Source organism: Streptomyces sp. NPDC088725 (assembly GCF_044751305.1).
Lineage (GTDB): Bacteria > Actinomycetota > Actinomycetes > Streptomycetales > Streptomycetaceae > Streptomyces.
Genome location: NZ_JBIVLO010000011.1, coordinates 229300 through 252673, shown reverse-complemented (window position 1 = coordinate 252673; position 23374 = coordinate 229300). Strand labels below are relative to the sequence as shown.

Annotated in this window: 20 protein-coding genes, 1 rRNA gene and 1 riboswitch; of the genes, 15 read left to right on the top strand and 6 right to left on the bottom strand. The window is 68.7% G+C overall.

What is annotated here, in order from left to right; genetic code table 11:
• The 11 genes from rrf to ACIP6N_RS25680 all read left to right on the top strand — a co-directional run.
• Positions 1-84, top strand: a 5S ribosomal RNA gene (gene rrf, locus ACIP6N_RS25730); the annotation flags it as partial.
• A 152-nt stretch (positions 85-236) separates the two neighbouring features.
• On the top strand, positions 237-845 hold the full coding sequence (locus ACIP6N_RS25725; protein ID WP_401819264.1) for a CDP-alcohol phosphatidyltransferase family protein: 609 nt from the start codon (positions 237-239) through the stop codon (positions 843-845).
• 110 nt (positions 846-955) lie between these two features.
• Positions 956-3451 carry a sugar phosphate nucleotidyltransferase gene (locus ACIP6N_RS25720; protein ID WP_401819262.1) on the top strand — a complete coding sequence of 832 codons (2496 nt, stop codon included), beginning with the start codon at positions 956-958 and terminating at the stop codon, positions 3449-3451.
• 100 nt (positions 3452-3551) lie between these two features.
• The gene (locus ACIP6N_RS25715; protein WP_401819260.1) at positions 3552-4481 is read left to right on the top strand and encodes a DUF881 domain-containing protein; all 930 of its coding nucleotides are present in this window, start codon (positions 3552-3554) and stop codon (positions 4479-4481) included.
• A complete protein-coding gene (locus ACIP6N_RS25710; RefSeq protein WP_003970459.1) occupies positions 4478-4810 on the top strand; it encodes a small basic family protein in 333 nt (110 codons plus the stop codon). The genes ACIP6N_RS25715 and ACIP6N_RS25710 overlap by 4 nt, the downstream gene beginning before the upstream one ends.
• Before the next feature lie 5 nt (positions 4811-4815).
• Positions 4816-5601: a DUF881 domain-containing protein gene (locus ACIP6N_RS25705; RefSeq protein ID WP_401819258.1), complete on the top strand. Its 786-nt coding sequence runs from the start codon at positions 4816-4818 to the stop codon at positions 5599-5601.
• Positions 5602-5791: 190 nt separating this feature from the next.
• On the top strand, positions 5792-6580 hold the full coding sequence (locus ACIP6N_RS25700) for an FHA domain-containing protein (protein WP_401819256.1): 789 nt from the start codon (positions 5792-5794) through the stop codon (positions 6578-6580).
• Between the two features lie 16 nt (positions 6581-6596).
• On the top strand, positions 6597-7337 hold the full coding sequence (locus tag ACIP6N_RS25695; protein WP_401819255.1) for a MerR family transcriptional regulator: 741 nt from the start codon (positions 6597-6599) through the stop codon (positions 7335-7337).
• A gap of 54 nt (positions 7338-7391) precedes the next feature.
• Positions 7392-7865, top strand: a complete 474-nt coding sequence (locus ACIP6N_RS25690; RefSeq protein WP_033327106.1) for a bifunctional nuclease family protein — start codon at positions 7392-7394, stop codon at positions 7863-7865.
• Positions 7866-8068: 203 nt separating this feature from the next.
• The gene (locus ACIP6N_RS25685) at positions 8069-8638 is read left to right on the top strand and encodes a MerR family transcriptional regulator (protein WP_401819252.1); all 570 of its coding nucleotides are present in this window, start codon (positions 8069-8071) and stop codon (positions 8636-8638) included.
• 127 nt (positions 8639-8765) lie between these two features.
• Complete coding sequence (locus tag ACIP6N_RS25680; RefSeq protein WP_401819250.1) at positions 8766-10364, top strand: DNA polymerase IV; 1599 nt, start codon at positions 8766-8768, stop codon at positions 10362-10364.
• On the opposite strand, the gene ACIP6N_RS25675 is transcribed toward ACIP6N_RS25680, so the two are convergent.
• Positions 10259-10657 carry a PRC-barrel domain-containing protein gene (locus tag ACIP6N_RS25675; protein WP_401819249.1) on the bottom strand — a complete coding sequence of 133 codons (399 nt, stop codon included), beginning with the start codon at positions 10655-10657 and terminating at the stop codon, positions 10259-10261. The genes ACIP6N_RS25680 and ACIP6N_RS25675 overlap by 106 nt on opposite strands.
• Positions 10658-10785: 128 nt before the next feature.
• Positions 10786-10882, top strand: a riboswitch (glycine riboswitch).
• Positions 10883-11055: 173 nt separating this feature from the next.
• On the opposite strand from ACIP6N_RS25675, the gene gcvP reads away from it, so the two are divergent.
• A complete protein-coding gene (gcvP, locus tag ACIP6N_RS25670) occupies positions 11056-13941 on the top strand; it encodes an aminomethyl-transferring glycine dehydrogenase (RefSeq protein WP_401819248.1) in 2886 nt (961 codons plus the stop codon).
• A gap of 180 nt (positions 13942-14121) precedes the next feature.
• Here gcvP and ACIP6N_RS25665 read toward each other — a convergent pair whose 3' ends face one another.
• Entirely contained in the window at positions 14122-14328 is a 207-nt protein-coding gene (locus ACIP6N_RS25665) for a DUF5999 family protein (protein ID WP_401819245.1), read from the bottom strand.
• Between the two features lie 258 nt (positions 14329-14586).
• On the bottom strand, positions 14587-15177 hold the full coding sequence (locus ACIP6N_RS25660; RefSeq protein WP_401819244.1) for a hypothetical protein: 591 nt from the start codon (positions 15175-15177) through the stop codon (positions 14587-14589).
• A gap of 493 nt (positions 15178-15670) precedes the next feature.
• On the opposite strand from ACIP6N_RS25660, the gene ACIP6N_RS25655 reads away from it, so the two are divergent.
• Together ACIP6N_RS25655 and ACIP6N_RS25650 are read left to right on the top strand one after the other, a co-directional pair.
• Positions 15671-17191 carry a glutamate--cysteine ligase gene (locus ACIP6N_RS25655; protein ID WP_401819243.1) on the top strand — a complete coding sequence of 507 codons (1521 nt, stop codon included), beginning with the start codon at positions 15671-15673 and terminating at the stop codon, positions 17189-17191.
• A 182-nt stretch (positions 17192-17373) separates the two neighbouring features.
• A complete protein-coding gene (locus ACIP6N_RS25650) occupies positions 17374-18195 on the top strand; it encodes a CPBP family intramembrane glutamic endopeptidase (protein ID WP_401819279.1) in 822 nt (273 codons plus the stop codon).
• 132 nt (positions 18196-18327) lie between these two features.
• Here the strand turns inward: ACIP6N_RS25650 and ACIP6N_RS25645 are convergent, their stop codons facing one another.
• From ACIP6N_RS25645 to ACIP6N_RS25635, 3 genes are all read right to left on the bottom strand, one after another.
• Positions 18328-19149 carry a PhzF family phenazine biosynthesis protein gene (locus tag ACIP6N_RS25645; RefSeq protein WP_401819242.1) on the bottom strand — a complete coding sequence of 274 codons (822 nt, stop codon included), beginning with the start codon at positions 19147-19149 and terminating at the stop codon, positions 18328-18330.
• Positions 19150-19774: 625 nt separating this feature from the next.
• On the bottom strand, positions 19775-21028 hold the full coding sequence (locus ACIP6N_RS25640; protein WP_401819239.1) for a cytochrome P450: 1254 nt from the start codon (positions 21026-21028) through the stop codon (positions 19775-19777).
• A 468-nt stretch (positions 21029-21496) separates the two neighbouring features.
• Positions 21497-22759 (bottom strand): MFS transporter, encoded by a 1263-nt coding sequence (locus ACIP6N_RS25635; RefSeq protein ID WP_401819237.1) that lies wholly within the window; start codon positions 22757-22759, stop codon positions 21497-21499.
• 46 nt (positions 22760-22805) lie between these two features.
• Here ACIP6N_RS25635 and ACIP6N_RS25630 point away from each other — a divergent pair, with 46 nt between their 5' ends.
• On the top strand, positions 22806-23201 hold the full coding sequence (locus tag ACIP6N_RS25630; RefSeq protein ID WP_401819235.1) for a MerR family transcriptional regulator: 396 nt from the start codon (positions 22806-22808) through the stop codon (positions 23199-23201).
• The last annotated feature ends 173 nt before the right edge of the window (positions 23202-23374 follow it).

The window sequence follows — 23374 nt, the reverse complement described above, 5'->3', positions numbered from 1 at the left end:
TACATTCCGAACCCGGAAGCTAAGCCTTTCAGCGCCGATGGTACTGCAGGGGGGACCCTGTGGGAGAGTAGGTCGCCGCCGAACAATTTTTATGGAGAGGGCCCTGTACCGGGATGGTACAGGGCCTTTTCTGCGTTTTCGGGGCGATTCAGCCGCACCCCGCGGCATGCTCAGGCCCGTCCTGAGGGTAGGGTCAGAAGGCATCGTTGGCACATTTCCACACAGGAGGCCCCCGGATGGAGGTCCAGGAGACCCGCGTTCAAACGGATCGGGTACTCACTATCCCCAACATCCTGAGCATGGCTCGCCTCGTCGGCGTACCACTCTTCCTGTGGCTGATCCTCCGGCCCGTCTTCGGCGGCGGGCAGAGTGACGGCTGGGCCCTGCTCGTACTGGCCCTGAGCGGCATCAGCGACTACCTCGACGGCAAGCTGGCCCGTCGGTGGAACCAGATCAGCAGCCTGGGCCGGCTCCTCGACCCCGCCGCCGACCGCCTCTACATCCTTTCCACCCTGGTCGGCCTGACCTGGCGGGAGATCCTGCCGCTCTGGCTCACCGCGGCGCTATTGGCCCGCGAGGTGATGCTCTTGGTGATGGTGGGAATCCTCCGAACGCACGACTATCCGCCTCCCCAGGTGAACTTCCTCGGGAAGGCAGCTACCTTCAACTTGATGTACGCCTTCCCGCTCCTGCTTCTCAGTGACGGAAACGGATGGCTTGCGTCACTCGCCGAAGTTTTCGGGTGGGCTTTCGCCGGATGGGGTACAACTCTGTATTGGTGGGCAGGAATCCTGTACGTGGTCCAGGTCCGCCGGCTCGTCCGGGCGGATGCCGTGGCCGATTGATCTCGTCGCTGTGGTGCCGTGCAGAGTCGCCGGCCCACGCCTGACGCCAAATGGCCTGTCCAGACGGGTGAAGTCGGCGAGATTTTTTCTTCAAGGAGGACGCTTCCGACATGAAGGCCGTCGTGATGGCCGGTGGCGAAGGTACGCGACTTCGCCCCATGACCTCGAGTATGCCCAAGCCGCTCCTGCCGGTCGCAAACCGGCCGATCATGGAGCATGTGCTCCGGCTGCTCAAGCGCCATGGACTCAGTGAAACCGTCGTAACAGTGCAGTTCCTCGCCTCCCTCGTCAAGAATTACTTCGGCGACGGGGAAGAACTGGGCATGGAGCTGACCTATGCCAACGAGGAGAAGCCGCTCGGTACGGCGGGGAGCGTGAAGAACGCCGAGGAAGCTCTGAAGGACGACGCTTTCCTCGTCATCTCCGGTGACGCTCTGACCGACTTCGACCTGACCGACCTGATCGCCTTCCACAAGGAGAAGGGCGCACTGGTGACGGTGTGCCTGACCCGGGTGCCGAACCCGCTGGAATTCGGCATCACGATCGTGGACGAAGAGGGAAAGGTCGAGCGCTTCCTGGAAAAGCCCACCTGGGGCCAGGTCTTCTCCGACACGGTCAACACGGGCATCTACGTCATGGAGCCCGAGGTCTTCGACTATGTCGAGGCAGACGTCTCGGTGGACTGGTCCGGTGATGTCTTCCCTCAGCTCATGAAGGAAGGCAAGCCCATCTACGGCTATATCGCCGAGGGCTACTGGGAAGACGTCGGCACGCACGAGAGCTATCAGAAGGCCCAGGCAGACGTTCTCGAGGGCAAAGTCGACGTCGACATCGACGGCTTCGAGATCTCTCCAGGCGTGTGGGTCGCCGAGGGCGCCGAGGTGCACCCCGACGCCGTCCTGCGCGGCCCGCTGTACATCGGTGACTACGCCAAGGTCGAGGCGGACGCGGAAATCCGCGAGCACACCGTCATCGGATCCAACGTGGTCGTCAAAACCGGGGCGTTCCTGCACCGTGCGGTGGTCCACGACAACGTCTACATCGGACAGCACTGCAATCTCCGCGGCTGTGTGATCGGCAAGAACACCGACGTGATGCGTGCGGCCCGGATCGAGGACGGCGCGGTCATCGGCGACGAATGTCTCGTCGGCGAGGAATCGATCATCCAGGGCAATGTGCGGGTCTACCCGTTCAAGACCATCGAGGCCGGCGCGTTCGTCAACACCTCGGTGATCTGGGAATCGAGGGGACAGGCGAATCTCTTCGGAGCACGCGGTGTCTCCGGGATCCTGAACGTCGAGATCACACCCGAGCTGGCGGTACGGCTGGCCGGCGCGTACGCCACCACGCTGAAGAAGGGGTCCACGGTCACCACGGCGCGTGACCACTCCCGTGGTGCACGTGCGCTCAAGCGGGCCGTGATCTCCTCGCTCCAGTCCAGCGCCATCGACGTACGCGACCTGGAGAACGTGCCGCTGCCCGTCGCCCGGCAGCAGACCGGCCGCGGCAGCGCGGGCGGCATCATGATCAGGACATCCCCCGGGGTCCCCGACTCGGTGGACATCATGTTCTTCGACGAGCGGGGCTCCGACCTCTCGCAGGCCGGTCAGCGCAAACTCGACCGGGTTTACGCGCGGCAGGAGTACCGGCGTGCGTTCCCCGGTGAGATCGGGGACCTGCACTTCCCGGCGAGCGTCTTCGACTCGTACACGGGCTCACTCCTCCGCAACGTCGACACGTCGGGGATCGCCGAGGCGGGCCTCAAGGTCGTGGTCGACGCGTCCAACGGAAGCGCCGGTCTGGTGCTGCCCAGCCTGCTGGGACGGCTCGGGGTCGACGCGCTGACCATCAACCCCGGTCTTGACGAGTCCAGGCCCACGGAGACGGCGGAGTCGCGCCGCTCGGGCCTGGTCAGGCTCGGTGAGATCGTCGCATCCGCGCGCGCGGCCTTCGGCGTGCGGTTCGACCCCGTCGGCGAGCGCGTGTCCCTCGTGGACGAGCGGGGCCGGATCATCGAGGACGACCGGGCGCTGCTGGTGCTCCTCGACCTGGTCGCGGCCGAGCGGCGCAGCGGGCGGGTGGCGCTGCCCGTCACGACCACCCGGATCGCCGAGCAGGTCGCCGCCTACCACGGCACGCAGGTGGAATGGACGACGACCTCGCCCGACGACCTGACCCGGGTCGGCCGCGAAGAGGAGACGATCTTCGGCGGTGACGGCCGCGGGGCCTTCATCGTGCCGGAGTTCAGCAGCGTCCTGGACGGTACGGCGGCCTTCGTGCGGCTGCTCGGCCTGGTGGCCCGTACACAGCTCACGCTGAGCCAGATCGACGCCCGTATACCGCGAGCCCATGTCCTCAAGCGGGACCTCGCCACGCCGTGGGCGGTCAAGGGGCTCGTGATGCGCAGCGTCGTGGAAGCGGCGGGTGACCGGCAGGTCGACACCACCGACGGCGTGCGGGTCGTCGAGGCCGACGGCCGCTGGGTGATGGTGCTGCCCGACCCCTCCGAGGCCGTCACCCATCTGTGGGCGGAAGGCCCCGACGACGCGTCGGCGCAGGCGCTGCTCGACGAGTGGGCGACCGTGGTGGAGAGCGCGGGTCACTGACCCGACAGGAGTGTGCCGGGCGGTGTCCCTCGCGACGCCGCCCGGCACACTGCGTGGGGCCATTCGGTGGTAGCGCCCGTGGCGTGCGACGATGTGCGTCATGCCCCAGCCGCCCCCCATTCGGAGCACAGACACCCCCCGTCCGCGTCCCGACGCGTCGATGTCGCTGCTGACCAATGTGATGGACCACAGCCTCGACGAGGGATACGCGGAGGCGGCGGCCCGCAGGGACGCCGAGGAGGGCGGACTGCCGCGCACGCTGCGGGCGAAGCTCGGGCTCGCGGCCGGTCTGGTGCTGGCCGCGACGGTCGTCACCGTCGGGGCGGCCCAGGCGCGGATCTCGGCGCCGGTGGTGGCCAAGGAGCGCCAGGAGCTGATCGACAGGATCGACGCGGAGACCTCGTCGGCGGACGCCATGGAGCGGACCGTGGACAAGCTCCGCGTCGACGTCGGCAACCGTCAGCGCGCGGCCCTGCGGGAACACGGCGGTGACCAGGGTGAGTTGGTGGCCCTGCTGGCCGGCGCGACCGAGGTGCGCGGTCCCGGCGTGAAACTGGTCGTCGATGACGCCAAGGGCAGCGAATCGGGCGGCGGCGGACCGCGCGAGAGCAGTGATTTCTCCGACACGGGCCGGGTCCGCGACCGTGACATGCAACGCGTCGTCAACGGTCTGTGGGAATCGGGTGCCGAGGCCATCGCCATCAACGGCCAGCGCCTGACGGCGCTTTCGGCGATCCGTGCCGCGGGCGACGCCATACTGGTCGACAACAGGCCCCTGGTGCCCCCGTACACGGTCCTCGCGGTGGGCGACGCGAAAAAGCTCAGCATCACGTTCCAGGACAGCGCCGACGGCCAGTACCTGCACGCGCTCCAGGAGAGCTTCGACATCCGTACCGGCATCGCCGACCAGGGCGAGGTGCGGCTGCCGCCCGCGCCGAGCCTGATCGTACGTACAGCAGAGCCGAGGACCGCCGACGCCGGAAAGGGCGACGGGCAGGACGCGGCCGACACAGGGAAGGGCACATCGTGATCGCCGTACTGGGCCTCGTTGTGGGAGTCGTGGTCGGGCTGTTGGTCAGGCCCGAGGTGCCCGCGGTGGTCGAGCCGTATCTGCCGATCGCTGTCGTGGCCGCTCTCGACGCGGTCTTCGGCGGCCTGCGGGCCATGCTCGACGGGATCTTCGTGGACAAGGTCTTCGTCGTCTCCTTCCTCTCGAACGTCGTCGTGGCCGCGCTGATCGTCTTCCTGGGCGACAAGCTGGGCGTGGGTGCCCAGTTGTCCACCGGTGTGGTCGTGGTGCTCGGCATCCGGATCTTCTCCAACGCTGCCGCGATCCGCCGGCACGTGTTCCGGGCGTGACGCCGATGAGCGACGTGATCAGCGACGAGACGGGCCGGGAGGACGAGACGGTCCAGGAGGAGGCGAAGCCTCTCACCGGCCGTCAGAGGCTGCTTGCCGGGCTGTGGCCGCCGCGTGTCACGCGCGCCCAACTCATCGTCGCCGTACTGTTGTTCGTGCTTGGTCTGGGACTTGCCATCCAGGTCAGGTCGAACAGTGACGACAGTGCGCTCCGCGGGGCGCGTCAGGAGGACCTTGTGCGGATCCTCGACGAACTCGACAACCGCACCCAGCGGCTCGACGACGAGAAGCAGCGGCTGGACGCGCAGCGCACCGAGTTGGAGACCAGTTCGGACCAGGCGGAGGAGGCCCGTAAGCAGACGCTCGAGAAAGAGCAGCAGTTGGGCATCCTTGCCGGTACTGTCGCGGCACAGGGACCCGGTATCACCCTCACCATCAACGATGGTGGTGGCACGGTCGAACCGGACATGCTGCTGGACGCGATCCAGGAGCTGCGGGCGGCCGGTGCCGAGGCGATTCAGGTCAATACTGTCCGGGTCGTCGCGGATACTCACTTCTCGGGAACGGGCGGTGGCATCGAGGTGGACGGCAAGCGGGTGACCGCTCCGTACCGCTTCAAGGTCATCGGCAAGCCGCAGGATCTGGAGCCCGCGCTCAACATTCCGGGTGGTGTGGTGCAGACGTTGGAGAAGGAGCAGGCCACCGCCGCCGTGGCCCGCTCTGAGAAGATCATTGTGGATGCCTTGCGACCGGCGCAGCGGCCTGACTACGCTCGGTCGTCATCGCAGTGAGGCGGCGGTGCATGGGAGGTGTTCGAGGCGGGCATGAGGTTGCGGGGGGTCGGCGCACGATCAGCGTGATGTGTGGTGGAAACTGTCCGGTGGATGCGGATGTTGTCAAGATGTCCGGGCCGGCAGATGTGTTCATTCAGGGTTCGTCCTGCCCCACGGGCGGGTCTGTATCGGTCAAGGGGAATCGCCCGTGAAGTTGTTTGGGAAGTTGTTCGGCAAGAGCGCACGCGAAGAAGGCAGCGGTTCTGCCCGTCATCGTGCGGCGCGCCAAGGCGGAAGCGAGGAGCCGAGTGGCGACCGCCCGCTCTTCCGTGACCAGGTGGCCGGTCAGGACGGCGGCGCAGGCGCGCCGGCCGGTCCCGGCCGCATAGGTTCCGGAGACGCACCGGCGCCCGGTGGAGAGTTCCCCACCGGTACGTACGCGACCAATCAGGGGGGTCCCGCGGGCCCGCCCGTCTGCACGAGGTGCGGCCACCAGAACACGGAAGCCGGCCGCTTCTGCTCCAACTGCGGCGCACCGCTGCGGCCGGGAACGCCGGCGGAGCGTCCGTCGGAGACGACCTCGACGATCTCCATCTCGGGTCTCGAGGCGTACGACGCGGAGGTCACCGGCCAGACGTCACTGCCTTCGCTCTCTCCCGAGGCGCAGGCAGCCGTCGACGCCCTGCCGCTCGGCTCGGCGCTCCTGGTGGTACGCCGCGGTCCGAACTCGGGCAGCCGCTTCCTCCTGGACGGCGAGCTGACCACGGCGGGACGCCACCCGCAGAGCGACATCTTCCTGGACGACGTGACGGTGTCGCGTCGCCATGTGGAGTTCCGCAGGGGCGGGGACGGTCACTTCACCGTCTCGGACGTGGGCAGCCTGAACGGTACGTACGTCAATCGTGAGCGGATCGATTCGGTCCTGCTGGCGAACGGCGACGAAGTCCAGATCGGTAAGTACCGGCTGGTCTTCTACGCGAGCCAGCGGGGCGTGTGACCCTCAGGGAAGGTCCATGCTGCGAACACCGACAGGCGGTGCCGGTAACGGCACCGCCTCACCGGCCGACCCCCTCGTGAGTATCGGGGCGGTGTTGCACCGGCTGCGGGACGAGTTCCCGGAAGTCACCATCTCCAAGATCCGCTTCCTGGAGGCCGAAGGTCTCGTGGAGCCGCGCAGGACGCCTTCCGGTTATCGGAAATTCAGCCCGGATGACGTCGAGCGCCTGGCTCAGGTGCTGCGGATACAGCGGGACCACTATCTTCCCCTGAAGGTCATCAGGGAGCACCTGGACGCCGTCGGCCGCGGCGAGCAGGTCCCTCTGCCGAGCCCGCAGCGCGAGCTGCTGGACGGCACCTGGGAGGCCCCGCCGGCCGAGCCGCAGACGGCGGTGCGGATCGGCCGTGCGGAGCTGCTGGCCGCCGCTGAGGTCGGCGAGAGCACCCTGGACGAGTGGGAGGCGTACGGCCTCATCACTCCGATGCCGGAGGGTGGCTACGACGCCGAATCCGTCACCGTGGCGAAACTGGTCGCGGATCTCGGAAAATTCGGTCTCGAACCGAGGCATCTCCGCGTGATGAAAGCGGCGGCCGAACGTGAGGCCGGATTGGTCGAACAGGTGGTGGCACCCCTGCGCCGGCACCGGAATCCGCAGACCAGGGCCCATGCGGAGGCCACCACGAAGGAACTCGCCTCGCTGTCCGTACGACTGCACGCGGCGCTGGTCAGGACGGCTCTCGGAGTCCGCCGTCTCTGAGCATTGGGGGAGCCCGACTACCCAAACCGGCCGGGCACGACCTAGGGTTGCTGTGTGAACGAGCTCGACGTTGTGGGTGTCCGGGTGGAAATGCCCTCCAACCAGCCGATCGTGCTCCTGCGTGAAGTGGGAGGCGACCGCTACCTCCCCATCTGGATCGGACCGGGGGAGGCCACCGCCATTGCCTTCGCCCAGCAGGGCATGGCCCCGGCGAGGCCGCTGACGCATGACCTCTTCAAGGACGTCCTTGAAGCGGTGGGACAGGAACTGACCGAGGTCCGCATCACGGACCTGCGGGACGGTGTCTTCTACGCCGAGCTGGTCTTCGCCAGCGGGGTCGAGGTGAGCGCCAGGCCGTCCGATGCCATAGCTCTCGCGCTGCGCACCGGCACGCCGATCTACGGCAGCGACGGGGTGCTTGACGATGCGGGCATCGCCATCCCCGACGAGCAGGAGGACGAGGTGGAGAAGTTCCGTGAGTTCCTCGACCAGATCTCTCCCGAAGACTTCGGGACCAACAGCCAGTGACTGGCTCTTGAGCGCCTGAGAAATGCCCTGGGAGGGGCCCCGGGCGGGGCTCCGACAGGGCATTCGGTCAGCCTTTCCCCGGAACACGAGCCGGGAAACCACTCTTGGGGTGATTATCACTCGGCGTGGCGAGTGTGGCGATCGTTGACGCACCCCTGGTGACTGCCTACCTTCGACAAAGCAGGTCAAGGACGGAGGTCGGCGTGACAAGCAGCAGTGACGGTACGGCGGCGGACGGTCCGTATCCGCTTCACAGCAGTGCGGCCGACCCAGGTGCCGAGACGGTCGGATACCGGGGTCCTACCGCGTGCGCCGCGGCGGGTATCACGTACCGCCAGCTGGACTACTGGGCGCGTACGGGCCTCGTCGAGCCGAGCGTGCGCCCGGCGTACGGGTCGGGCACGCAGCGGCTCTACAGCTTCCGGGACGTGGTGGTCCTCAAGATCGTCAAGAGGTTCCTGGACACCGGCGTCGCGCTCCAGAACATCAGGGCGGCGGTCCAGCACCTGCGGGCGGGCGGGTTCCAGGACCCGGAGCGCACGACGCTCATGAGCGATGGCGCGACGGTGTACGAATGCTCCTCGCCCGACGAGGTCGTACGCCTGCTCCAAAGCGGGCAGGGGATCTTCGGCATCGCGGTCGGCGTGGTGTGGCGGGACGTCGAAGTGGCGCTGTCCCAGCTCCACGGGGAGCGGATCGACACGGGCGAGACGCTGGTCGGGAACAACCCGGCCGACGAGCTGGCACGACGCCGGCGGGACCGGGCCGTCTGACCGGGGCGTGTGACCTGGTCGGGTCGTCCGACTCCGGCCATGTGCATCGGTCGTCAACGGCTCCTTCCGGCCTCGTACGGCGAGGCCGGGCGGCCGATTGTCAGTGGTCTGAGGCAGCATCGGTGAGGTGAGATCCGCACCGACGATCCTGCATCTGGACATGGATGCCTTCTTCGCCGCAGCCGAGCAGGCGGCGAAGCCGAGTCTGCGCGGAAAACCGGTGGTGGTCGGCGGCCTCGGCCCGCGCGGTGTGGTCTCGACGGCCTCGTACGAAGCCAGACGGTTCGGGGTGCACTCGGCCATGCCGATGGCGCAGGCGAGACGGCTCGCGCCGAACGCCGCGTATCTCGTGCCGCGCTTCGCCCTCTACCGCGCGATCAGCGAGCAGGTCATGGAGCTGCTCGGCCGTCTCTCGCCCTTGGTGGAGCCGTTGAGCCTTGATGAGGCCTTCGTGGACCTGGAAGCCGGCGGCTCGGCTCATGACACGGCGTCCGCACGGGAGGCCGGTGAGCGGCTGCGCAGGGACATCAGAGCGGTCACGGGGCTCACGGCCTCGGTGGGTCTCGCCGGATCCAAGATGCTGGCGAAGATCGGTTCCGAGCAGGCCAAGCCCGACGGCCTCGTGCTCATGGAGCCCGGCACGGAGCGCGAGCTGCTCGCGCCCATGTCCGTACGGACCCTGCCCGGAGTGGGACCGGCGACCGGCGAGCACCTGAGACGGGCCGGGATGACCACGATCGCCGATCTGGCGGAGGCGGGTGAGGACGAGCTGGTACGGCTGCTGGGGAAGTCGCACGGTGCCTCGATCTTCCGGATGGCGGTGGGACACGACGACCGGCCCGTGGTCTCCGAGCGCGAGGCCAAGTCCGTGTCCGTCGAGGACACCTTCGACGTGGATCTGCACGACCGGGTCCGGGTACGGACGGAGGTGAACAGGATCGCCGACCGGTGTGTGGAGCGGCTGCGGGCGAGCGGGCACTCGGGGCGGACGGTGGTGCTCAAGGTGCGGCGCTACGACTTCTCCACGCTGACCCGCTCGGAGACGCTGCGCGGGCCCACGGACGATCCGGGCGTGGTCCGGGAGGCCGCGGGACGGCTGCTGGAGGCCGTGGACACCACGGGCGGTGTGCGGCTGCTGGGAGTCGGTGTGACTGGGCTCGCGGACTATACCCAGGAAGATCTCTTCGCCCAGGCGGCGGAGGCACAGGCCGCGCTCCCGGAACCGGAGCCGGAATCGGAATCGGATCCGGTGGGCGCGATGGCCGCAGGCAGCGGGCCGTCCGCGGACAGCCGGCCGCCCGCGCCCGGGCCGGAGAGCGTGGCGGAAGCCGTGGAAGGCGCACCGGCCGAGCGGCGCTTCCCGTCCGGACACGATGTGCGCCACGCCGAGTACGGTCCGGGCTGGGTACAGGGCAGCGGGCTGCGGCGGGTCACGGTGCGCTTCGAGGAGCCGACGTCGGAGCCGGGACGGGTCAGGACGTTCTGGGTGGACGATCCCGACCTGGAGCTGTCCGATCCGCTGCCCCTGGTGCCGGGAGCGGACGTGGTGCCCGGAGCGGACCCCGTGCCCGGAGCGGACCCCGTGCCCGGACCGGGTCGGTTCCCGGCGCCGGGAACGGATCAGTCGTCCTTGCCGGCCACCCGCCCGAAGTCGCGCTTCGCGTCCCCGTCGGACAGCGACGCCGACCGCTCCGGCGGTTCCGGCTCGGGCAGCGGGAGGCTGTAGTGGTGGTAGAGCTGGAGTTCCTGCTCGGGCGAGAGATGACGGCCGACGCCGAAGTCCGGGGCGTCCTTGATCAGGGCGCGCTCGTACGGGACACGGAGAGTGTCGTCGGACAGCGTGCTCGGTGCGAGCGGGACGAAGGCGTCCCGGCTGAAGAACCCCGTACGTACGGCCGCCCACTCGGGCACACCGGTCGCGTCGTCCAGATACACCTCGTCCACCGTGCCGATCTTGCGGCCGTCACGGTCGAAGGCTTTGCGGCCGATCAGGCTGCGCGGATCGAACTCGGTCTCCACGTTCCCTCCAACAGGTCGCACCCGCTCGTCGAAACGGCCGGTATGAGTACTACGAAAGGGCAGATCCGGGGCGTCGGCCACTCGAAACTCCGTAGCGGAGGCGCGCTGGTAGGCTGGCAAACGGCTGCTGACCCTGTGCGGGAGAGTCCTCCGGAAGTTCGCCGGAGGCGCCGAAGGAGCAAATCCTCCCCGGAATCTCTCAGGCCCCCGTACCGCACGGACGAGGTCACTCTGGAAAGCAGGGCGGTTGTCCGACGGCATCCGCTCTCACCGACGGTGAAAACCGGACTGCCGCGAGGCGGGCCGGTGAAGCTCTCAGGTCGAGATGACAGAGGGGGAGGCCGTCCGGGCACCGCCATGGTGCCCCCGCAGGTCGCGTCGACCAGGAGGCCTCCGCAATGACCGCCAACCGCATTCCGCTCGCACAGCTGGAGCGAGGCACGCCCTTCGAACGTCGCCACATCGGGCCCGACGCGGGTGCGCAGGCGAAGATGCTCGCGCAGGTCGGCTACGGCTCGCTCGACGAGCTGACCGCCGCAGCCGTTCCCGACGTGATCAAGAGCACGGAAGCCCTGCGGCTGCCCGAGGCCCGTACCGAGGCCGAGGTCCTGGCCGAGCTGCGGACTCTCGCGGACCGCAATCAGGTGCTCGCGCCGATGATCGGCCTCGGCTACTACGGCACGTTCACGCCGCCGGTGATCCTGCGCAACGTCATGGAGAACCCGGCCTGGTACACGGCCTACACCCCGTACCAGCCGGAGATCTCGCAGGGCCGTCTCGAGGCGCTGCTGAACTTCCAGACGGTCGTCGCCGACCTGACCGGGCTGCCTACCTCGGGCGCCTCCCTGCTGGACGAGGGCACCGCGGCGGCCGAGGCGATGGCGCTGTCCCGCCGCGTCGGCAAGGTGAAGGACGGTGTCTACCTGGTCGACGCCGACGCCCTGCCGCAGACCGTCGCCGTGATCAGGACCCGCGCCGAACCGACCGGGGTCGAGGTCGTCGTCGCGGACCTGAGCGAGGGCATCCCGGCCGAGGTGGCCGAGCGCGGTGTCTTCGGTGTGCTGATCCAGTACCCCGGCGCCTCCGGTGCCGTGCGGGACATCAGGCCCGTCGTCGAGCGGGCCCATGAACTGGGCGCGATCGTCACCGTCGCCGCCGACCTGCTCGCCCTGACGCTGCTCACCTCGCCCGGTGAGCTGGGCGCGGACATCGCGGTGGGCACCACCCAGCGCTTCGGCGTACCGATGGGCTTCGGCGGACCGCACGCCGGCTTCATGGCCGTACGCGAGAAGTTCGCTCGCAACCTGCCCGGCCGGCTCGTCGGGGTCTCCGTCGACGCCGACGGCAACAAGGCGTACCGGCTGGCGCTCCAGACCCGTGAGCAGCACATCCGCCGCGAGAAGGCCACCAGCAACATCTGCACCGCGCAGGTGCTCCTCGCCGTGATGGCCGGGATGTACGCCGTCTACCACGGCCCCGACGGGCTGCGGGCGATCGCGGAGCGCACGCACCGGTACGCGACGCTGCTGGCCGAGGGGCTGCGCGCGGGTGGCGTCGAGGTCGTGCACGGCGCGTACTTCGACACCCTGACCGTCCGCGTCGAGGGCCGGGCCGCCGAAGCGGTCGCCGCCGCCCGCGACGGCGGGGTCAACCTCCACCTCGTCGACGCCGACCACGTCTCCTTCGCCTGCGACGAGACCACGGGGCGCGCGCAGCTCGCCGCCGTGTGGAGCGCCTTCGGCGTCGACGCGGACATCGAGGCGCTGGACGAGACGGTGGGCGACGCGCTGCCCGGCTCCCTGCTGCGCGCCGACGACTACCTGACCCACCCCGTTTTCCACCAGCACCGCTCCGAGACCGCGATGCTGCGCTACCTGCGCAAGCTCGCCGACCGCGACTACGCGCTGGACCGCGGCATGATCCCGCTCGGCTCCTGCACCATGAAGCTGAACGCGACCACCGAGATGGAGCCGGTCACCTGGCCCGAGTTCGGCGCGCTCCATCCCTTCGCCCCGGCCGAGCAGGCCGAGGGTTACCTCACGCTCATCCACGAGCTGGAGGACCGGCTCGCCGAGGTCACCGGCTACGACGCGGTGTCCCTCCAGCCCAACGCCGGTTCGCAGGGCGAGTTCGCGGGGCTGCTCGCCGTACGGGCGTACCACCGTGCGAACGGCGACACGCAGCGCACGGTCTGCCTCATCCCGTCCTCCGCGCACGGTACGAACGCGGCGAGCGCGGTGATGGCCGGTATGAAGGTCGTCGTCGTCAAGACCCGCGAGGACGGCGACGTCGACGTCGAGGACCTGCACGCCAAGATCGCGCAGTACGGTCCCGAGCTGGCCGTCCTGATGGTGACCTACCCGTCCACGCACGGGGTGTTCGAGGAGCACATCAGCGACATCTGCGCCGCCGTGCACGACGCGGGCGGTCAGGTCTACGTGGACGGCGCGAACCTCAACGCGCTGGTGGGCCTCGCCAAGCCGGGCAAGTTCGGCTCCGACGTCTCCCACCTGAACCTGCACAAGACGTTCTGCATCCCGCACGGCGGCGGCGGCCCCGGCGTCGGCCCCGTCGGTGTACGGGCCCACCTCGCGCCGTACCTGCCCAACCACCCGCTCCAGCCCACGGCGGGTCCCGAGACGGGCGTGGGGCCCATCTCGGCTGCTCCGTGGGGCTCGGCGGGCATTCTGCCCATCTCCTGGGCGTACGTCCGTCTGATGGGCGGCGAGGGCCTGAAGCGCGCCACGCAGGTCGCCGTGCTGGCCGCCAACTACATCGCGAAGCGCCTGGAGCCGCACTACCCGGTGCTGTACACCGGCCCGAACGGGCTGGTGGCCCACGAGTGCATCGTTGACCTGCGGCCGCTGTCGAAGGCGACGGGCGTCAGCGTCGACGACATCGCGAAGCGTCTGATCGACTACGGCTTCCACGCGCCGACGATGTCGTTCCCGGTGGCGGGCACGCTGATGATCGAGCCCACCGAGAGCGAAGACCTGAACGAACTCGACCGGTTCTGCGACACGATGATCGCGATCCGGGCGGAGATCGAGAAGGTCGCGTCCGGTGAATGGCCCGCGGAGGACAACCCGCTGCGCAACGCGCCGCACACCGCGGCCGCGCTCGGCGGCGAGTGGGACCACCCGTACAGCCGGGAGGAGGCGGTCTTCCCGGCCGGTGTCGCGGCCGCTGACAAGTACTGGCCGCCGGTCCGCCGGATAGACGGTGCGTTCGGCGACCGGAACCTGGTCTGCTCGTGCCCGCCGCTGGACGCGTACGACCACTGACGTACGGACGCGTACGCACGCTGACGTACCGCTACTGCGGTACAGCCGGCGTACGGCGGGCCCGCGGCGGCACGGATCATGCGTCTGGACGTGGCACGGGTCATGCGTCGGGGCCGGTACGGAGGAATCCCTCCGGCCGGCCCCTGTCAGTTCCAGCAGCCGTCACGCTGCCCGGCGGCCTCAGGCCGCCGCTGCCACCTGCTCGCTTCGCAACGGCCGGTGCGGGGCGATGATCTGGCCGTCCGGCAGCAGTTCACCGGTGTCCTCGAAGAGCAGAACCCCGTTGCACAGCAGACTCCAGCCCTGCTCAGGATGGTGTGCGACAAGGCAAGCGGCTTCTCTGTCGGCGGAATCGGCTGACGGGCAGGCGGGTTGATGCTGGCACATGGGTGGGTTCTTTCGCTGCGTCGAAGTGAGTGTCCTGCGGCTCGATGAGTTCACGGCCGCCCCCAGTATCTGTCGGTCCGGCCCCAGTGTTGCCCCACGGACGTCAATCCGCAGGGATTTCGCGGCAGCACTTCTTTCTGGTCGATGACGCTTCATCCGCGCGGACGGTTCAGTTCAACTTCGCCGGTGCTCCCGGTTCGGACCGTGCCCCGCGGCCGGGTGGCCGCGGGGCACGGGGGAGAGCCGCTGCGACTCCGGTCAGGCCGGGGTGCCCATGAGCGGGGCCGACGGGGCCAGGCGCAGCCCGATCACCGGCAGCAGTTCGGACACGCGGTGCGGACGGTGCGCCGCGAAGCCGGGGGGCGCCGGAGCCAGCGGCACGAGCAGGTCGGCCGGGGCGGGCGAGCCCTCGGCGGGCTCCGCGTCCGTGTTCTCGTGCAGCCACAGGGTGAGCATGTACAGGTCCGGCACGGCCAGCAGGCGCGGCTGGTAACCCTTCTGAAGGGTCTCCGCCTGGCGCAGCGCCCGCTCCGTGGCGGTGAGGTAGGGGCCCTCGAAGAATCTCGAGAAGGCCCAGCCGTCCGGGGTGAGCATCGTGTCGGCTGCCGCCACGGCCCGGTCGCCGCTGCGGATCAGGAACCGCCAGCCGGTCAGCATGGTCCGCGGGGCGCCGCCGGCCGTGGTGGGCCGGTTCAGTACGTAGACGGGAAGGGGAAGTTCGGGGCTCAGCGGTCCCTGGACGGACTGCAGAGCGGGGGTGCGGGCGTCACGTACAGCGGTGGGAGAACCGAGTGCCGTGAGGACACTGCGCAGGGCAGGCGCGGGGGCCGGGGGGACATGCAGCGGCATGGTGGGTTGCCTCTCACTCAGGAGACAGGGTGATGCGTGGGGTGGAGCGCGGGCGGGTGCGGACGTCGCTGTCAGCGTGCGGGGTCAAAGGCCGTCCCGGAGAAATGTGACCGGGCCCGGGCTCTCTGCCCTCGTTCGCGAGTTTATACGACATGTGTTCACACAATGTTTCTTCTAGCTGTCGCAGATATTGCGAACAAGACACTATCCGGACCGTCTGCTGCGCCTTTTTTGACGATAAACGGCGAACCCGCGCTTCTGGCCTGCGAGTACTGAGTGCCCACGGTCGGCTGAAAGATGTCGACTTTCCAGTTCCGATCGGTCGCTGGAGGCAAAACGTCATGCCATTGGAATGTGCCGCACGACCGTTTTTCGCCACTCCAGCGGTCGAGCCGTGTCGATCGGACGTTATGGATCACGCAGCCGGGGCACTATCGATCGTGACACGAGCGGCCGCCGGCCGTGGGACGACCACCCGAGGAGGGACACGTCAATGGGGGAGAAGGTCGAGGCGGACGGCTCAGGCAGCCTGTCCGATCGGCAGAGGTACCGCAGGAAGCTGCAGCAGTGTCTGACGGTGCTCGGGCGACTCCTGACGGAGAAGAGGTTCGACCGGCCGAAGAATCTGATGGGGCTGGAGATAGAGCTGAATCTGGCGGGGTCCGACGGGATGCCGCGCATGATGAATGCGGAGGTGCTGAAGCGCATCGCGAGCGGAGATTTCCAGACGGAACTGGGAATGTTCAACCTCGAAGTAAACATCGCTCCGCACCGCATCGACGGGCGCGTTCTCGATCAGCTCGCCGAGGAGTTGCGTGCCGGTCTCGGATATGCTCAGCGTAAAGCCAATGAGGTCGACGCCGGGATCGTGATGATCGGCATTCTGCCGACGCTCACCCAGGAGGACGTGGTCCGCGAGAACATCTCGGACGACGACCGCTACCGGCTGCTCGACGATCAGATGGTCGCGGCGCGCGGTGAGGACTTCACCCTGGACATCGAGGGCGTGGAGCGGCTCACCTGCACCTCGTCGTCCATCGCCCCCGAATCCGCGTGCACCTCCGTGCAGCTGCACCTGCAGGTCACGCCCGATCGTTTCGCGGACGCCTGGAACGCGGCGCAGGCCGTGGCGGCCGTACAGATCGCTGTCGGGGCCAACGCGCCCTTCCTGTTCGGCAGGGAGCTGTGGCGCGAGTCCAGGCCGCCGCTCTTCCAGCAGGCCACCGACGTCCGGCAGCCCGAGCTGGCGGCGCAGGGAGTGCGGCCGAGGACCTGGTTCGGCGAGCGCTGGATCGACTCCGCCTACGACCTGTTCGAGGAGAACCTGCGCTACCACTCCCCGCTGCTGCCGATGTGCGACGACGAGGACCCGATGCGGGTGCTCGACGAGGGTGGAATGCCCGCCCTCCAGGAGCTGGTGCTGCACAACGGCACGGTCTACCGCTGGAACCGGCCGGTGTACGAGGTCGCCGGCGGCATGCCGCATCTGCGGGTGGAGAACCGCGTACTGCCCGCGGGGCCCACGGTCACCGACGTGGTGGCCAACGCGGCGTTCTACTACGGTCTGGTGCGCGCGCTCGCCGAGGACGCCAGGCCGGTGTGGAGCAAGCTGTCCTTCGAAGCGGCGGCCGAGAACTTCGACGCCGCCTGCCGTTACGGCATCGACGCCGAGCTGCGGTGGCCGCGTCCCGGGCGCTCCGGCGGTACGACGATGGTTCCGGCGGTCAAGCTCGTACGGGACGAACTCCTGCCGCTCGCCGCGGCCGGGCTCGACGCCTGGAACATCGCGCCCGTGGACCGTGACTTCTACCTCGGTGTGATCGAGGAGCGGTGCAAACGCCGGGTCAACGGAGCCTCGTGGCAGGTGGACACGTACCACCAGGCGCTGGAGGCGGGGCTCGGACGCGAGGCCGCGCTCGCGGCGATGACACGCCGCTACAGCGAGCTGATGCACCGGGGTGACCCGGTGCACACGTGGCCCGCCGGTCTGTCCGGGCCCTCCGCCGGCTGGTGAGGGGCGCGCGGCCGTGACCGGACGTGGTCGCGGCCGCGCGTGATCATGGGCGGACGTGGTCATGGGCGGTGCGGCGGGGATCCGTGCCGCCCATGAGCGGATCCGCCGCCGACGCGGCGCGGCGAACGGACCCTGCCCGCCCCGGCCACGTGCTCGTCGGGCAAGCTGTCTCCTCGGGAGTGATGACACAACTGGAGGCAGGAGTGAAGGCGGAAGTGGGACACGTGGCCGGTCCTTCTCCCCGGGAAGACCTCTCGCGGAGGACTTTCGGGTCGGAGACCGTGCTCGTCCTGGCGCTTTCGCTGGGTGCGAGCGGTGTGTCGGCGCTGATCAGCTTTATCGGTTCGGTGACCAAACCCGGAGCGCTGCGGGACCAGGCCGCCACACTCAACTCCTCGGCGGCGCCCGGCCGGCCGTGGCTCGATCTCGCCTGGCAGCTCTTCGGGATCAGTACCGCGCTCGTGCCGGTCGCGCTGGTGGCGCACCTCCTGCTGAGGGAGGGCAGCGGACTGCGCGCCATCGGCTTCGACCGCACCCGGCCCTGGCCCGACCTCGGCCGCGGGACGCTCGTGGCGGCCGGGATCGGAAGCGTCGGGCTCGCGTTCTATCTGGTGGCCCAGGAGATGGGCTTCAATCTGACCGTCGTACCGGAATCGCTGCCTGACGTGTGGTGGAAGTTCCCGGTGCTGATCCTCTCCGCGGTGCAGAACGCCGTGCTGGAGGAGGTCATCGTCGTCGGATACCTGCTGCGCAGGCTGGGGCAGCTGGGGTGGACGCCGATGGCCGCGCTGGCCGCCAGCGCGGTGCTGCGCGGTTCGTACCACCTGTACCAGGGGATCGGCGGCTTCCTCGGGAACATGGCGATGGGCGTCGTCTTCGTGCTGCTCTACCGGCGCTGGGGGCGCGTCGGCCCGCTCGTCGCGGCCCATGCGCTGCTGGACATCGGGGCCTTCGTGGGCTTCGCGCTGCTGGCGGGCAAGGTCGGCTGGCTGCCCACGGGGTGAGGCGGGACGGGCAGGGGCGGAACGTGTTCGGCGGAACGTGCTGGGGCCGAACGTAGTGGGGGCGTACGGATTGGTCCGTACGCCCCTTACGTGTTTCCGGGGGTGGCCAACAGTGAGGCCCGGGGGCGGGGCTCAGGGTGACGTGAGCAGTTCGCCGTCGATGACCGTCACCGCCCGGCCGGTGAGCAGGGTCCGCTCACCGCGCAGCGAGGTGTGCACGAGTCCGGTACGTGCCGAGGCCTGGAGGCCGGTCAGCTCGCCGCGGCCGGTCCTGGCGGACCAGAACGGGGCGAGAGCCGTGTGCGCGCTGCCGGTCACCGGGTCCTCGTCGATGCCGACGCCGGGAAAGAAGCCGCGCGAGACGAAGTCGTAGCCGTGCGCCGGGTCGTCGGCCGCGGCGGTGACGATGACGCCGCGCCGGGACAGCGCCGCGAGTGAGGCGAAGCGCGGTGTGAGGCCGCGTACGGTCCGCTCGTCCGTGAGCTCGACCAGCAGGTCTCCGACGTGTTCCGAGGTGTCGTGCACCGAGACCGGTTCGGCGCCCAGCGCCTCGGCGATCCCGGGCGGCGCGGCTACCGGGGTCAGCGTGGACGTGGGGAAGTCGAGGCTGAGGGAGCCGTCCTCGCGCGCGGTGGCGCCGAGAATCCCCGGACGCGCCGCGAACCGCACGGCGCCCGCGGCTTGTCCCGTGGAGCGCAGCACATGTGCCGTGGCCAGGGTGGCGTGGCCGCACATGGAGACCTCGGTGACCGGCGTGAACCACCGCAGTGCCCAGTCGGCGTCGCCACCGGGCGGCAGGGGATGGGCGAAGGCCGTTTCCGAGAGGTTCACCTCGGCCGCCACGCGCTGGAGCCAACTGTCGTCCGGGAAACCGCCGGAGTCCAGTAGCACGACCCCGGCGGGGTTGCCGGCGAAGGGACGGTCGGTGAACGCGTCGACGATTCGAATCCGCATGGCACCGACCGTACTGCCGGAATGCTCATGCGCGGGAGCCCATGGGCTCCCGCGGCGAGGACACCGCGCGACCGTACCGGGCGAGGAGAGCGGAGGCGAGGGGTGTGGACCCCTCGCCCGGCCGGGCTGCGGGCCGCGAACCCTGTCGTCGTCCGCAACCGGCCCGGACACGAACCTGTGGGAGAAACCGAAAAATTGACGGCATCTCATATCTGTTTTCGGTCAAGTGATTTCCCGAAGATCTACGCGAACCGTGCGGTGAAGCTGAAGTGCCCTCAGCGGGAGCGAGACGCCGGCCCGCTCATCGAGCAGTTTCCGCAATTCGGGCCGTGACCGCAGTTTTTCCTCGGGGCGTCGGCTGCGGTGATCGGTGTTCGCGGCCGGTGCGGCCGGGTAGGAACTGCTCGAACACGGCGGCGGCCGAACCCGGCATCTTCTCGATGTAGATCTTTATCGAAGAGGGCGCCTTTGAGGGTCGGTTGAAAGCCGATCTTTGGCCGGGAGCGCAATGTCCGGTCGAGGCCGGCCATCTCGTCGAGCGGGGTGAAATCGCTCCGCACGGCTCGCCCGGAGCCTTGTTTCCCGGCATGTTTCCTCTCGCCCCGATTGCCGCCTGACCGGTGCGTCAGGGATTGACCACCTTGAGCGTGGTGAGACGCCGGAAAGCCACTCGCGGCGCCCACGAGGGCGCATGGCTGAGCCGGAGTCCGGGCAGACGCCTGAGCAGGGAGGTCAGGAGCGACGTCGCTTCCAGACGGGCAAGGGGCGCGCCGAGGCAGTAGTGGATTCCGCCGCCGAAGCTCAGGGGCATCGCGGTGCGCCGGATGTCGAAGGTCTCCGGATTCTCGTGCCCCAGCGGGTCGTGATGGGCTGCGCCGACCATGAGCTGCACCATCTCGTTCTCACGTATCGGCGTGCCCGCGAGAACGGTGTCCTGGGCGGCGATCCGGCTGATCATGTGGATCGGCGGGTCGTAGCGCAGTACCTCTTCGACGGCGTCCGGGATGTGTTCGGGATTGCGACGGAGCAACTCCATTTGGCCGGGGTTCTCCAGGAGCAGCCACACCATGGTGGCCAGCAGGTGCGCGGTGGTCTCCAGCGCGGCCAGGACCACGAAGAGCGCCAGGGAGTAGACGGCCTCGTCCGCGACCGCCTGATCGGATTCGAGTCCGTCCCAGGTCCGGATCCAGGTCGAGACCGGGTCGTCCCCGGGTGTCTTGCGCCGCTCCCGTACGAGTCCGGTGAAATACTCTCTCAATCGGTGGGTCGCGGCGTCGGACAGCATGAGCTGACTCGGTGAGGGAAACAATTCCTGGGTGAATACCTGGTCGTGGGTGAGCTGACGCAGCAGTGGATAATCCTCCGGAGGAATTCCCAGCCATTCCCCTATGGTGATCACCGGAAGTTCTTCGCAGACCAGCGTATTGAAATCTGCCTCGCCGTTCCGCAACTCTTCTGTGAGACGGTCGAGGAGCTTTTCTGTTGTACGGTCGACCGAATCCTTCATCGCAGCCAGGGATTTCCGGTCGAACATACGGCCCATGGAATTCCGCATCCGGGTGTGATCCGGCGGATTGAGCATGGGCAGAGTGCCACCCATTTGACGGGAGGCGGGAGCATCCCAGCGTGCCGAGTCGTCCTGACCGGCGCGCCAGGCGCTGCTGGGCACCTGCCAGGATCTGTCCCGCAATACTTGCTTGCACAGGGTGTAGGAGGTCACCAGGTGTCCGCCCCACGGAGCCGGGAAGATGTCTCCCATCGCTCGCAGCTCCGCGTAGAACGGCAGCGGATTCGACTGCCCGCCCGCCGTGCGCAGGCGGGAGAATAGCGAAACGACAGAGCGTCGGTCGACGGACAGAGTAGCCAGGGCCGGCTCCACGGTGACTCCTTCATTCAAGATTGCACGAGATTAGCGCTCCGTGCCTACCCGTGAAATGGACTATTCATACAATCCGAAAACAAACGCATCCGTTACGAAAGTCACACTCTCCGTGAGGGCGGGAAGCTGCTCCACCGGCTACCCTGCCCCGCCTGCCCTGGTGTTCCTGAATGGGGGATATTCGGTGGTACGGCCGCTTACCGGATGATGCGCTCCGACGAGGCTGATCTCCTCCTCACGTGCCGGCATGAAGCGGGCCGACGGTGCGGTTGGGCGCATGCTGGACAAGGCGCGGCGGCCGGGCCCGACTGCCGGCGGCCTGCCCGGCTGGATGTCCGCCAGGCATGTGCCGGTGTTCGCCGCCGCGAAGTTGATGAACACCGGGTCGCCGCCATCCAGTGGCACGCCTGCGGGGGTTGCCGGCAAAGGGGCGGTCGGTGAACGCGTCGCGACTGATCGAGCCGTCCGTCAAACGGGCCTCGAACCGATCTGTCGTCGTTGTCCCCGAACCCACACCCCGGTGGCGACGACAGCGAGAACGACGGTCGTGATCCCCGAGGTTGCCAGCGTCAGCCGCGGGCCCAGGGCGGCGGTGAGGGGGCCGCCGAGCGCGGTGCCGACCGGTGCGGCGGTGAGAAGGGCCGCGCCTCGGGCGGCCAGGACCGTGGTCAGCCAGGCCGCCGGCGTGCGGTCCTGGAACAGGGTGAACGACAGTGCCGTGAAAGGTCCGTAGATCGCACCGCCCAGCGCGAAGCACGCGACGGAGACGGACGCCGGTGCGCCCAGGCCGAAGGGTACGAGCGTGAGGCCCCAACCGGCGACGATGGTCAGGGTGACGGGCCAGAGAGGAAGCCTGCGCAGGACACCGGCGGCCAGGCTGCCCAGAGCGGCACCCACCCCGAAGAGAGTCCAGTACAGCCCGAGAAGTCCGGACCCGGCATGCAGGTCCTGGGTGACATGCAACGGCAGCGCGATCTCCACGGGTCCGTACAGGAAGTTGAAGACCCAGGTCAGGGCGAGGACTCCGAGCAGTTCGGGCTGACTGTGCAACAACCGCAGGCCGGCTGCGGATCGCTCGGTGTCGACCGGTGCGGACATCGATGTCGTCCTGGCGACTCCGCCCAACCGGCCGATCCGGACGGCGAGAACGGCGAAGGACGCGGCGTCGAGCCCGATGATCCAGGCCGGACTTACGGCCGTCGCGAGGAATCCGGCGAGTGCGGGACCGGTGACGACGGCCGCCGAGGCGCTTGCACTGACCAGCGCGTTGGCGGCCAGGCGCTGATCCGGGGGAAGGGTCTGGGCGAGCAGGGAGTACTTTCCCGCGCTTCCCCAGGCGTGCAGTACTGATGAACCGGCGAGCAGGACGACGTACAGAACCGGATTCAAGGTCCCCGTCGCCCAGGCCAGAGGCACACAGCCGAGGAGTGACGCACGGAGCCAGCTGTCGGCGGCCAGCAGCCGCTGGGCAGAGAAGCGGCGCAGCCAACGGCTGAAGATCAGTGCCCCAGCGGCCCCGGGAAGGGCATACGCGGCGATCGCCGCGCCTACGAGCAGGCCGGACCGACCGGGTGGCGCGATCTGAACGGCCAGCCAAGCCACGGCGACCATACTCATTCCGTCACCGAGATCGGAGGCTGCCAGAGCCGGTAGGAGCCGCCGGAACTCAAGGTGAGCGAACAGGGGCTGATATGCCCGCGGCAGGAGGCGCGTTGTCGGTGGGGGAGTCACCCGGCCAGGCTCGTGGTTCAAGCGCGCTTGAGGTCAAGGGGGATCAGTGCGGCGGCTCGGCATCGGGGAACTCGCACGGCAGGTCAGGATGCGGCCGTCCGCCTTGCGCTACTACGAGAGCGTCGGCCTGCTGCCGCCCGCAGGCCGAGTCGCGGGCCGGCGCGTCTATCCGGCCGGCACGGTGCGGCGGATCGCGCTGATCAAAATGGCGCAGCGGGCCGGGTTCACCCTGGCCGAGATCCGCCAGCTGCTGGACGCGGACGCCGACCGGGGCACCACCCGGCAATGGCGCGCGCTCGCGGAACGCAAGCTCCCCGAACTGGACCGGTTCATTCAGGAGACGCGGGCCCTGCGGAACGCCGTGGCCGACTGCCTGGCCTGCGGGTGCATGAACTTCGACAGCTGCGGACTGCTCTCCTCGGGCACTGTCGAGGACGCCTGAGGCGGCCTCCTTCCTCCGGGCCGTTGGCTGGTCCGGCTGGGGCTCATGGCCTGGCCCATCCAAGATTGGCCGGTTCTCATCGAAGTCGAGCGATGGGAGCCGTGATCAAGCGGGCGATACGGCAGACAGGGCAGGCCGGCAAGGCCGTGTCCTGTGCCGCGAGAGACCGGGCG